The sequence below is a fragment of the Sporosarcina sp. E16_3 genome (assembly GCF_017347125.1).
Classification (GTDB): domain Bacteria; phylum Bacillota; class Bacilli; order Bacillales_A; family Planococcaceae; genus Sporosarcina.
This window is the reverse complement of sequence record NZ_JADPRX010000029.1, coordinates 11,877-24,117: the sequence shown is the minus strand read 5'-3', so window position 1 is coordinate 24,117 and position 12,241 is coordinate 11,877. Positions and strand designations below refer to the sequence as shown.

At 41.1% G+C, this 12,241-nt stretch carries 14 protein-coding genes and 1 riboswitch; of the genes, 2 read left to right on the top strand and 12 right to left on the bottom strand.

What is annotated here, in order from left to right:
• Positions 1–8 precede the first annotated feature (8 nt).
• The 6 genes from I2483_RS15085 to I2483_RS15060 form a co-directional block, all read right to left on the bottom strand.
• Positions 9–557: a GNAT family N-acetyltransferase gene (locus tag I2483_RS15085; protein WP_207277939.1), complete on the bottom strand. Its 549-nt coding sequence runs from the start codon at positions 555–557 to the stop codon at positions 9–11.
• Positions 554–1,141: an AAA family ATPase gene (locus tag I2483_RS15080; RefSeq protein WP_207277938.1), complete on the bottom strand. Its 588-nt coding sequence runs from the start codon at positions 1,139–1,141 to the stop codon at positions 554–556. Before I2483_RS15080 ends, I2483_RS15085 begins: the two co-directional genes overlap by 4 nt.
• A complete protein-coding gene (gene lepB, locus I2483_RS15075; RefSeq protein ID WP_207277937.1) occupies positions 1,138–1,665 on the bottom strand; it encodes a signal peptidase I in 528 nt (175 codons plus the stop codon). The genes I2483_RS15080 and lepB overlap by 4 nt, the downstream gene beginning before the upstream one ends.
• A gap of 184 nt (positions 1,666–1,849) precedes the next feature.
• Complete coding sequence (locus I2483_RS15070) at positions 1,850–3,850, bottom strand: methyl-accepting chemotaxis protein (RefSeq protein WP_207277936.1); 2,001 nt, start codon at positions 3,848–3,850, stop codon at positions 1,850–1,852.
• Positions 3,851–4,035: 185 nt separating this feature from the next.
• Positions 4,036–4,620 (bottom strand): histidine phosphatase family protein, encoded by a 585-nt coding sequence (locus I2483_RS15065; protein WP_207277967.1) that lies wholly within the window; start codon positions 4,618–4,620, stop codon positions 4,036–4,038.
• Between the two features lie 51 nt (positions 4,621–4,671).
• Entirely contained in the window at positions 4,672–5,460 is a 789-nt protein-coding gene (locus I2483_RS15060) for an alpha/beta hydrolase (protein WP_207277935.1), read from the bottom strand.
• A 119-nt stretch (positions 5,461–5,579) separates the two neighbouring features.
• Between I2483_RS15060 and I2483_RS15055 the strand changes: the two genes are divergently transcribed.
• Positions 5,580–6,092, top strand: a complete 513-nt coding sequence (locus I2483_RS15055) for a gamma carbonic anhydrase (protein ID WP_207277934.1) — start codon at positions 5,580–5,582, stop codon at positions 6,090–6,092.
• 281 nt (positions 6,093–6,373) lie between these two features.
• Here I2483_RS15055 and metK read toward each other — a convergent pair whose 3' ends face one another.
• The gene (gene metK, locus I2483_RS15050) at positions 6,374–7,570 is read right to left on the bottom strand and encodes a methionine adenosyltransferase (protein WP_207277933.1); all 1,197 of its coding nucleotides are present in this window, start codon (positions 7,568–7,570) and stop codon (positions 6,374–6,376) included.
• Positions 7,571–7,760: 190 nt separating this feature from the next.
• Positions 7,761–7,878: riboswitch (SAM riboswitch) on the bottom strand.
• 182 nt (positions 7,879–8,060) lie between these two features.
• Between metK and pckA the strand changes: the two genes are divergently transcribed.
• Positions 8,061–9,647 carry a phosphoenolpyruvate carboxykinase (ATP) gene (gene pckA / locus I2483_RS15045; RefSeq protein WP_186671802.1) on the top strand — a complete coding sequence of 529 codons (1,587 nt, stop codon included), beginning with the start codon at positions 8,061–8,063 and terminating at the stop codon, positions 9,645–9,647.
• A gap of 115 nt (positions 9,648–9,762) precedes the next feature.
• Here pckA and I2483_RS15040 read toward each other — a convergent pair whose 3' ends face one another.
• From I2483_RS15040 to I2483_RS15020, 5 genes are all read right to left on the bottom strand, one after another.
• Positions 9,763–10,554 (bottom strand): alpha/beta hydrolase family protein, encoded by a 792-nt coding sequence (locus tag I2483_RS15040; RefSeq protein WP_207277932.1) that lies wholly within the window; start codon positions 10,552–10,554, stop codon positions 9,763–9,765.
• A complete protein-coding gene (locus tag I2483_RS15035; protein ID WP_207277931.1) occupies positions 10,544–11,005 on the bottom strand; it encodes an NUDIX domain-containing protein in 462 nt (153 codons plus the stop codon). The genes I2483_RS15040 and I2483_RS15035 overlap by 11 nt, the downstream gene beginning before the upstream one ends.
• A gap of 46 nt (positions 11,006–11,051) precedes the next feature.
• Positions 11,052–11,360, bottom strand: a complete 309-nt coding sequence (locus I2483_RS15030; protein WP_255485789.1) for a transposase — start codon at positions 11,358–11,360, stop codon at positions 11,052–11,054.
• An 88-nt stretch (positions 11,361–11,448) separates the two neighbouring features.
• Positions 11,449–11,625, bottom strand: a complete 177-nt coding sequence (locus I2483_RS15025) for a putative motility protein (RefSeq protein ID WP_218624979.1) — start codon at positions 11,623–11,625, stop codon at positions 11,449–11,451.
• A 69-nt stretch (positions 11,626–11,694) separates the two neighbouring features.
• On the bottom strand, positions 11,695–12,144 hold the full coding sequence (locus I2483_RS15020) for a Dps family protein (RefSeq protein ID WP_207277929.1): 450 nt from the start codon (positions 12,142–12,144) through the stop codon (positions 11,695–11,697).
• Positions 12,145–12,241: the final 97 nt, after the last annotated feature.

Below are 12,241 nucleotides of genomic sequence, written 5' to 3'. Positions count from 1 at the left end.
TGATATTCTTAATCATTTAGATTCCACTCGGTGTGCAGAATTGAAAATATCAACGCATCGTGGGAATGTCCACTTTGGAATAAATAACTTCTCAACTTGCCTTCTTCCACGAATCCATTTTTCTTTAACAGTCCGATAGAGGCACGATTTGCAGGAAATGTGACTGCCCCCATACGGTGCAATCCCAGTTCATCAAATGAATAATCCAAAACCGCTTGTAATGCTTCAGACGTAATACCACTTCTCCAAAAATCCGGATGTATTTCAAATCCGACTTCTGCTTTTTTCATACCGAGCGCCAAGTTATTCAATCCAATTGTGCCTATAAAATGAGTTCCGTCTTTTAGCGTAATCGCCCAGCGGATTCCTTTTTTGATTTCATAAGTACTTTTGAAATGCTCAATAATTTTTTCCGCCTGAGCCAACTCATGCATCGGATCCATCCCATAATACTTAACTACTTCAGGGTTTGAAAAAATGGTAAATAGTGCAGACGAATGGTCTTGTTCCACTTCGGTTAATCGAAGCCGTGGCGTAGTTAAAACTGGAAATGTCATACTAGTCCCTCTTTCACTTCATTTTCAATTATATCTGCCAAGGCTAACGGATTGCATTGTTCTATATACTTTTCTTCCGCGGGAAAATACCGTTTTTCATACTTTAAAGCGATTTCTTCCTTATCCCCCATATAGATGTCCCTATCTGAGATACGTTGTAACCTCGTCTCTTTATCCAACTCTAGGTAGATGACTGTTTCAAAATACGGTCTTAGTTCAGGGCGTTGTAGAAAAACTCCTTCAACGATTACTGAAGTTCCAACCGGAATTTCAGTTTTCTGCAGCATATACCTGTCAGTTTCTCTGTTATACACTTCTATTGTTTCATTCACAGCCAAACCACTTTTCAATGGTAACAGTAATTTTTGTATTAAATAATCATACCGCCATTGTAAATGATAATAGCAATACCATTCTTCATAATTATTGTTATAACGAACTTCTTTTTTGTGTACAAAATCATCAAGGTGCAAGATCACTGAGCCCTCTAACTGTTGCTGCAATTTATTGGCATACATCGTTTTTCCCGATCCGCCAAGACCATCAATTCCAATGAGAGTAGAACACTTAGCGTGATTTTTCATTTCGGTATTCCCATTTCACGAAATGGATAGAACCTGAATTTCACTGAACCAATGACTGATTTTTCGTCTATGAAACCGATGATCCTACTATCTGTACTATTTCTTCGGTTATCACCGAGCACGTATAAATAGCCTTCAGGTACTTCCACTTTAAAGTCTTGTGTTAACTTTTGGCCTTCGAAAATGTCTGCTTTATTCTTTTGCACATAGTCCTCTTCATATTCCACACCATTTATATAAAGCTTGTCGTTGTTCATGACGACTACATCCCCTGGAAGACCAATTACCCGCTTAATGAAATTATCCTCTGAATCCGGAGCATGGAAAACAACCATATCAAAATGGTCAATCTTATACACTTTTGAGATGACGATTTTGTTATCATTTTCAAAAGTCGGTTGCATAGATTGACCAGATACAACGACTGGTGTAAATAAAAATTGACGTATGACAATTGCAATGACGAATGCAATTGCTACTGATTGTATCCACGAAATGAGCTCACTTTTCCCGCCTTCCTTCATACGATACCCCCATCCACTGTATAATTCATAGTATTTCCCTTATAACGTTACTATGCACTATATTCTATTCATTCTTCTGAAGTCCTGCCCAGTTTAAAAGATTCTTTCTTGAATACTACCTGTGACCTAGGTCTATTCCCTGTAAAAAATACCGCCCTCCGTTTGAAATGGAAGGCGGTTCTTGTTAAACTTTGAAATGGTTCATTGCGGTGTGCAGATTGTCACTTAACCTAGCAAGTTTGTCTGCTGCTTGTGCTACTTCGCGAATTGCACGAAGCTGCTCGTCTGTCGATGCACTGATTTCTTCACTTGCTGCCGCTGTTTCCTCTGCTGTCGCCGCCATTGTTTCAATTGTCTGCATGACTGTTTCTTTATGTTCGACAACTTTATTTACTTCGTCATAGACACTACTGATTGATTGTTCCAGCTTGTTCATGAGCCCCGAAATATCTCCGAACGTAATTTGTGTAGCTTGTACTACTTTACCTTGTTGCTCGAACGTTTCCCCGGTTTCTCTCATTTGCACGGAAACTTGACGAGAGCCATTTTGAAGCTCTTGAACGGTTGCTTTTACTTTCTCTGTAGCTTGTGCCGATTGTTCAGCAAGTTTCCTCACTTCGTCAGCAACTACAGCAAAGCCTTTACCATGTTCGCCAGCACGTGCCGCCTCAATGCTCGCATTGAGCGCCAACAAGTTCGTCTGCGTGGAAATTTGAGTTATCGTTTCCATGACAATTCCAATTGCCCCAACTTTCGCTTCCAAATCTCCAACGACATCCGCCATCGATTGCAGGTTTGTCTTCCAGCCATCGAAAGACGATTGAAGCTGGTTGACTTGGCTGAGCCCACTTTTATTGACCTCTTCAGCTTCTATCGCAATGCCTGTCATAATAGTCGCTTTTTCTTGAATCCCTGTAAGTTGTTCGCTTAAATAATCAACTGTTTGCGTCACATCTTCTGTATCATGTGCGGATTTCGTTGCACCCGATGCGATGTCATCGATGGCCCCCGCCATCTGCTCACTAACGGCATTCGTCTCCTCCGCGGATGCACTCAAGCTTTCTGCCGCAAGACGAACTTCATCGATAGAACCGTTAACCAGTGTGATAACGTCACGAACTTTTGAAGTCATAGCATTAAAATTGTTGGCCAGTTGACCAAATTCGTCCTTCGATTTTACATCCGCATATGCATTAAGGTTTCCTTCTGCCACCTTATCCATCGCTACACGAATCTCACTCAAAGGACTAACGATTCTTGCAATCAAGAACCACAGAATAACAATCATCACTATTCCTGCCAGTATGAAAGTGATGATGATTAAGTTCCTAGTTTGACTAACAGAACCATCAATTGCATCTTGATTGAAAGCGGCACCAACTGTCCAACCGAAATGCGGGATTTCTGTGAAGACACCGACCATTTTATTCTTATCTTCATTGTATTGTCCGATTCCTTTGGTTTTTTCATCATTAAATAATGCCGTTAAATAAGATAAATCAGCCAATTCCTCTTTGTCTGTTAGTAAATGAGGATGAACGATTGCCCCATCATTACTGTCAAATAAGAATGGGTAGCCTCCAAATCCAAATTCACTTTTAGATACACTGTCCGTAATATTCCCCAAACTAATGTCTACCCCAATAACACCAACAAGTGAATTATTTCGTTTCATCGCTTTAGATGCCGTAATAACATAGCCACCTGACGCGGCATCGACATATGGATCCGACCATACCACTTTGTCCGGTTGGTCACTTGCTGCTGTATACCATACGCGGCTAGTCGGGTCAAATCCATCAATAACGAGATGCGGAACAAATTTGGTGTATTTGTTTTCGAATCCAAAATACATTAAATCCGTATCCGTCAATTGCCCCATATAATCAGTAAACGCTTTTTCGATGCCCCGGCCTAATTCGCCATCATTTCCGTTGCCGTACTGCGTCTCTATAAAAGATGTGACTGCCGAATTTTCGGTAAGCAAATATAACGTTTTTTCATATTGCAACATATTGTTTTCAATTGATCGACTCATTTCCTGTACAGCAACTTCACTTTGATTTATGAGTACATTTTCTGTTTGCTTTTGCATTTGAAGATTAACAAACAAGTTCACTACTGTAAGGATAATGATAAATAATGCTATTACACTCACAATGATTTTTGCTTTAATCGACTTCATTTCACTTACCTCCTTCTACTTCGATTCGGCATACTTCGCCAATAAACTCTAATTTTATAAGCCTATGTTTTTGATTATAGTCTAATAGTCACCGGAATGAAAGAATATTTTAAATCATCCAACATATTTCGACATCATAAATATATGCAAAATAAAAAACGCCATTCTCTGGCGTTTTCGACTGTTTACTCAATACTTTGTAAATGTTTCGTACAATTAAACAGCTCACATAGGTTTCTATCTTCTTGTAATTTAATAATCGTGATTGATGTGTTTGCCAAGTCAACAGTTAAATCCTTGTAAGGAACAAGCTCTTTTATCAATCGACCAATAAAACCACCATGGCTGACCACCAAAATTCGTTTATCAGGAAATAATTCTTTCATTTCCTCTATGAAATCAAGTCCGCGTGAAATAATTTCCTCCTTCGGTTCAAAACCTAGATCAAGTTTTCTCCAGGAGTGCCCCCATTTTTGTACACGCTCCGTTAACGTCAATCCTTCAACCAAGCCGCCCCCTGATTCCCGCAGGCGATTGTCTGATAAAAGACGGATATCAGGCATACTGTCCGCGATGATTTCAGCTGTTTTTGCGGCACGAACTAAAGGACTGGTGTAAATGACATCCCATTGTTCGCCGGAAAGCCTTTGGGCTACACGGTGTGCCATCTCAATTCCTTCTTCATCTAATGGAATATCTGTACTTCCTTGCGCTCTTCCTTCTTTATTCCACGCGGTAACGCCGTGTCGAACAAATCCAATTGTCGTAATCGTAAACACCTCTCACTTTACGTTTATTAATTAACCACTTTCAAGCATTTCTTATACGACATATCCGAGCGATCTTAGTACATTATTCATAAATGATTCCGTATACAAGTAAACTTCCTCACGCTCAGGTTCCTGATAAATGTCATGATACAGGCGTTTCCATTGCTTAAATTGAAACTCTGAAAGTTCCTGTCGGATAAACCATTTCTTAGCAAGCATTATATCTGTGATTTTATCATCTTCTGCAACATGCATGAGCACCGGTATGTCATGAATACTTCTTTCATGCTGAGCAACCAATTTCATGAATGATTGTAATTCTTTATACCAGGATACGGTAAATTCATCTTTATATAGGTCGTCTTGCTTAGCTTCTTCATATAAATCACTATTGCGTGTTAACATCTCTATGCCAATTTGATGATTCAATTTCATTGATGATGAGAATTTTGACAATACGTTCGAAAATTTAGGCGGCTGATGGCGCAGTGCTAACCACGGGGAGCTAAAAACAGCCCCTGCACATTCAATTTTCTTTCGCTGTAACAGACGCATCACGAAGGTTGCACCTATTCCATGTCCAATGATGAACAAAGGTAAATTATCATCGAGTCCGACCGCTATTAATTTTTCCACAAATTTAGCGTATGCATCAAATTGCGCATCGTGGATTTTCCCGACGCCTTCCGCCCCATGTCCGGGTAAATCACCTGTCACGACGTGAAAACCGCTGTTTCGGAGTTTCTGGATTAGCCATGCATTTCTACTATGATGTTCGTACACATTATGGACGATAGCCACGACAGCTTTTGGTGGCCCTTCTGCTTCCCATTTCCACATGGTCATCTTCCCCTTATCTACCTGTTTCTTTTATCTATCTATTCCCCTATTTAACTATATTAAAAACCTAATCTTTGTTAGGATAATTATACACTACCTAAAGAAAAGAGGAGAGCATCATGATTTATCCTTATAAAGGAAAAATGCCTGTAATTGATCCGTCCGTTTTCATTGGAGATTTCACGACGATTTCAGGTGATGTGACAATTGGTCCTGAATCGACAATTTGGTTCAATACGGTAATCCGGGGTGACGTATCTCCAACAATTATTGGACGTAAAGTAAACATTCAAGACTTATGCTGCCTTCACCAGAGCCCACAGTTCCCGCTTATACTTGAAGATGAGGTGACAATCGGACACCAAGTAACGTTACATAGTTGTACGGTGAAAAAAGGGGCACTTATCGGCATGGGTTCTATTATTTTGGACGGTGCTGAAATTGGCGAAGGGGCATTCATTGGCGCAGGCAGTCTCGTGCCGCCTGGTAAGAAGATTCCGCCGAATATGCTAGCACTCGGGTCGCCAGCCAAAGTTGTGCGTGAGCTGAATGACGAAGATCGTGCGGATATGGAACGGATTGTTCAGGAGTACGCCGAAAAAGGGCAGTATTATAAGAGTTTGCAACACTAATGAAAGAGCTGCCCTTGAAGGCAGCTCTTATTTTTTTACGTATAAAAAGATCACTAAGCCAATTAGCACAAAAAACAAAACAACCCCAACTAGTAGCAACAAACCTATTAAGCTTAAAGCCCCCATACTTTCTCCTCCTCAATCGTGTTTACTTTATAACAATTGTAACAGTTGATTATTGCTCGTCTAATGAGAGTGTGTACACTACGCCAAACCAAACATCCTCGACAGAAAAAAAGCCGGAAGACAGAGAGACCCTGGCTTCCGGCGTTTATACTAAATTATTTCCCTGCTAACTCTTTCAACGCTCCAGCTTTATCCGTTTGTTCCCACGGCAAATCAATGTCTGTACGGCCGAAGTGACCGTATGCAGCTGTTTGTTTGTAAATTGGACGGCGCAGATCTAGCATTTTGATGATACCTGCTGGACGAAGGTCAAACAGTCCACGCGTAAGCTCAACAAGTTTGCTTTCATCTACAGTGCCTGTCCCAAATGTATCAATAGAAATCGATACGGGTTGTGCAACACCGATTGCATAAGCTAGTTGCACTTCACAACGATCTGCAAGTCCTGCAGCCACAATGTTCTTCGCAACATAACGAGCCGCATATGAAGCTGAACGGTCCACTTTCGTCGCATCTTTCCCAGAGAACGCACCACCTCCATGACGCGCATAGCCACCGTATGTGTCGACGATGATTTTACGGCCAGTAAGTCCTGCATCTCCCTGAGGTCCCCCTATTACGAAACGGCCAGTTGGATTAATGAAGTACTTCGTGTCTTCATCAATTAAATCAGTTGGTACAACCGGGTTAATGACGAATTCTTTAATATCACTTTGGATTTGCTCAAGTGTTATTTCAGGGTGATGTTGCGCTGAAATAACAATTGTATCGATTCGTACAGGTTTATTGTTTTCATCATATTCAACAGTCACTTGCGTTTTCCCATCCGGGCGTAGATACGTAAGCGTTTCATCTTTACGCACTTGTGCAAGTCGGAATGATAATTTATGGGCTAAGCTGATTGGTAACGGCATCAGTTCCGGTGTTTCATTACAAGCGTAACCGAACATCAAACCTTGGTCACCTGCTCCAATTGCTTCAAGTTCGTCATCAGTCATCGAACCTTCACGTGCTTCAAGTGCCTGGTCAACGCCTGCTGCGATATCAGCTGATTGCTCATCGATTGCAGTTAAAACCGCAGATGTTTCCCAATCAAAACCGTATTTCGCACGTACATAACCAATTTCTTTAACAGTTTCACGCACAACTTTCGGAATATCGACATATGTTGTCGTCGTAATTTCCCCTGCAACAAGGACAAGCCCTGTAGTAATTGTCGTTTCACATGCAACACGCGCATTCGGATCTTCTGCCAATATAGCATCTAGAATAGCATCCGAAATTTGGTCACACATTTTGTCTGGGTGTCCTTCAGTTACCGATTCTGAAGTAAATAGTCGGCGGTTTGTCATTTTATTTCCTCCTTATATCCTACGAGATTGATACGGTACTCATATGTCCCATGTAGAGTCTTTTCTATATAGAAGAGACTACAAGCCATTGCGAGCTCTATACACGAGGATTAAGGGCGATATCATATAAAAAGCCCTTCGCTCACGTACTAATACATGAGGAAAGGCATGATTTCATAAGCACCTTTCACTCTTATCATACAAGGACCGTGCCTTGCTACAGGTTTGGCACCTTCGCGCAGACAAAATGTCTTTGCAGGTTGCCGGGTTTCATTGGGCCTGACCCCTCCACCAGCTCGGGATAAGAGTATCCGTTCAACTATATATGCTACGAAAAATCCTGTTGCATGTCAAATCTTTTTACCCATTTCACGTATAAATACTTGAGGTTTGAATTAGTATAGTTTATTATTCTTAATGTGTTATACTAATTCAATAATGTGATGACACCCAATTGATTGGGACTATATGCAAAGGACGGTACATACTTATGATATCTGCGAAAATTAGTGATGACCTTAACAAACTTCTTTCTGGTAAGAATGTAAACATTCAACTTTCAGTTCCACAACTTGTTGAAAAAGCTATTTCACGTGGTGAAGCTCAATTGACATCAGATGGAGCGGTTACGGCTCAGACAGGAAAATATACAGGTCGTTCACCAAAGGACAAATATATTGTTGAGGAAGCGTCCTCCAAAGACAAAATCGATTGGGGCAACGTCAATCGTCCAATCTCTTCTGAAATTTTTGATTCATTATATACTAAAGTAATTACACATTTAAAAGCAAAAGACGAGCTGTTCGTCTTCAAAGGTTTCGCTGGCGCAGATCCAGCTTCACAATTATCCATTCAAGTTGTGAATGAATTTGCATGGCATAACCTGTTTGTTCACAACTTGTTCATCCGCCCAACTGAAGAAGAGCTCATGAAACATGAATCACAATTCACAATCGTTTCGGCTCCTTCATTTAAAGCAAATCCTGCAATCGATGGTACGAATTCTGAGACATTCATTATCGTATCGATGGAAAAACGCATTGTTCTTATCGGCGGAACTGAATACGCTGGCGAAATGAAAAAATCAATCTTCTCAATCATGAACTACTTGCTTCCTGAAAAAGGTATTATGCCAATGCACTGTTCAGCAAACGTTGGTGAAGACGGCGATGTTGCACTATTTTTCGGTCTTTCTGGAACAGGTAAAACAACACTTTCTGCAGATGCAAACCGTAAATTGATCGGCGATGACGAGCACGGCTGGTCTGACACTGGCGTCTTCAATATCGAAGGCGGTTGCTACGCAAAATGTATTAATTTATCACAAGAAAAAGAACCTGAAATTTTCGGCGCAATTCGTTTTGGTTCCGTTTTGGAAAACGTTGTCGTAGACCCGGAAACACGCATTCCTGATTACGATGATGGTTCATTGACTGAAAACACGCGTGCGGCTTATCCTATCCAAGCAATTGATAACATCGTTGACCCTTCTGTTGCTGGTCATCCGAAAACAATTGTGTTCCTGACAGCAGATGCATTCGGCGTATTACCTCCAATCTCGAAATTAACAAAAGAGCAAGCAATGTATCACTTCCTAAGTGGTTTCACTTCGAAACTTGCAGGAACTGAGCGTGGCGTTACATCACCTGAAGCAACGTTCTCAACATGCTTTGGTTCACCTTTCCTTCCACTTCCAGCGACAGTATATGCTGAAATGCTTGGGAAGAAAATTGATGAACATGATGCACAAGTTTTCCTTGTTAACACAGGCTGGACTGGCGGCGTCTACGGCGTTGGTAAACGTATGAGTCTTAAATATACGCGCGCTATGGTTCAGGCAGCTCTTGCAGGAGAACTGAACGACGTTGAAACAGAAACGAACGGCGTATTCGGTCTTGAAATGCCAACATCCATTAAAGGCGTTCCCACAGAAGTGTTGAACCCTCGCAATGCATGGGCTGACGGCGAAGCTTACGACGTAAAAGCAAACGAATTGGCAAACATGTTCCATGAGAACTTTAAGAAATTCGGTATGGTATCTGAAGAGATTACGCTCAAAGGCGGACCAATTGCATAATTATCAAATTAAACAGTGTAGCACATTGAATGTGCTACACTGTTTTTTTGTGCATTGGATTTGTAACTGCAGATCCGTACCTCTAAAGGCAACTTCATTTTATTCAAAAAACCACTTATTTCCCTTGTCTCCTCATCCAACCACATAAATCACGAACAAGCTGTGCATTCATGACGGGCGGTATGAAGTGCGTATACGCTGGGAAATACCATGTCTCGTACACTTTTTTATGTTCACGCAGTGCGTTTTCCAGCAATACCGCCTGTTGAAATGACACGTTCTCATCAATCATGCCATGAATAATAAGTACGGGTGCATCGATTTCATCCACGCGAAACAAAGCCGTACGGTTCCTATATTCATCTGGCATATTATTTGGTGTGCCGCCGATAACTCTTTTCATCATCCGCCGCATGTCTTTCCGTTCATGGTATGTAAATACGATATCGGATACACCAGACCATGTGACCACCGACGTAATATCTTCACGTAAAATTGCTGTCCAAAGAGCCATTATACCGCCTCGCGAAAACGCAAACAGGTGAATTTTCTCCACGTTTGTCTTCCGATTTTGCTTCAGTACATCAACCGCGTTCACTGCATCTTGACGATCGGCACCTGCAAACTCATCCCGTCCCTCACCCCCACGGTTCCCGCGATAATAAGGAGCGAAAACAACAAATCCTTGCGAAGCAAACTGTGCAATTCGAGCAGGGCGAACCATACCGATATGCTGCATGCCGCCTCGCAAGTAAATGATGCCCTCATAGTTCCCTTCTGTAATTGGTTCTGCCATGAGTCCTTTCACTTTTAACCCATCTGACAAATATGTAATTTCTTCAAGCGTAACATGCGGGTTTGGGGATGGGTATGGCCTTCGATGCATAATCAAACCATCATGACTCATGTTCTTCTACCCACTTTCTTAATGTTTCCATGCCTGTATCATTCATAAGGAAACTCAATTCTTCACACTGGTCAAGTTCTTCATTAGTCATCCACATAGCTCCTTCCGTTTCATGAAGGGCTGGATTTTCATCGATTTCCGCAACTTTTCCTGTAAAAACAGCTTTGCAAAATGTACTATTGCTTCGAACGACATACTCTGCAAATTTCACCAGATTTGTAATCGTCACACCTGTTTCTTCAATCGCTTCGCGTATAACCGCTTCCTCGATTGTTTCTCCAAGCTCTGCTTTACCGCCTGGAAATTCAACGCCTCGAACTGAATGCCGAGTAAGTAACCATTTACCATTATGTTTGAGGATAACAAGGACATGCCGAGCTGGCATTCCAAATTTATTTGCTTCGAAAGTCAGCTCGACACGACCACCATTTACATCATCGAAAATAAGCATTGCATTCACGTCCTTTCAACCAGTGTAGCGAAGGACAGCAATCCTTTCAACGAAAATACGGAAGCTTTTCGATAAAACGCTTCGACTTGTCATCTGTAAATTCATGAATAAGCGCATAGATTTTCATCGTACGTTGATCGACGTTGTAATTATTTCGACCAAAATGATAAGGCATAAACGGTAAGTGCGACCTCAGGAAATTTCGGAATTCAAGTTCATCTATCTGTTTAAATAAACGTTGAAAAATTGGAACATACTCACTTTCGACGTTGACTTCAAATTCCCATGGCGAATCATCCGGGTAATTGTATACTTGCTGATTTACGACAGAAACGTACATTTTGTATTTCTCCATGCTACACCATCCTTTTTTCTTTTTAGCATGGCTTACTATGAAAAAAGCATGCATCCCCTTTTACTGGAGATACATGCTTTACTGCGATTTACGCTTGTACGTCAACCGAGGCTCCCTTATGAGGATGGGCCGCAACAGGCTGATTTGATAAACTTTTCAACATATCTGTTGCCGCTGCAGTGTTCATTGATAGTGCATTATTTAACACGCTCATCTGAACAGTCGATTGTAAACTTCTCAATTGACTTGCCATGATGGAATTCATATCCACTTGCCATCACTCCTTTCACCAACCTATTATCGGCATTTATCTACGGTTTTCAATGAAAAGCAATTAATTATTGCCTTCACCAAGGAATGCATTGAGCATCCATTGATGTTTTTCGATACTCTGATGGGTCGCATTCAACAAGTCTTCCGTCATGCCATCGCCATCTTTCGCAGCCAACTCCATGCCTTTTTTCAATGATTTCATAATTTCACCAAAGTCACTGGCGACGGTTTTCACCATTTCATCGGTCTTTTCTTTACCTGTCGCTTCTTTCACGACAGACTGTTCCAGATGTTCTTTCAACGTAGCTACCGGCATTCCGCCAAGTGTCAATATACGTTCCGCAATTTCGTCCATATGCAATGTCGCTTCATTGTAGAGTTCTTCGAATTTTACATGCAAAGTGAAAAATTGATGTCCTTTTACATACCAGTGATAATTATGGAGCTTCGCATACATGACTGACCATGTGGATACTTGGACATTCAATTCATCGATAAGTTCTTTCGACATAAAAATCTCTCCCCTTTTTGTTAAATATAATTCATCTCTCTGTTAATTTACCACTGAAGCATCTACAATAAACATCGAGGCATTTATAAGGAGTTTT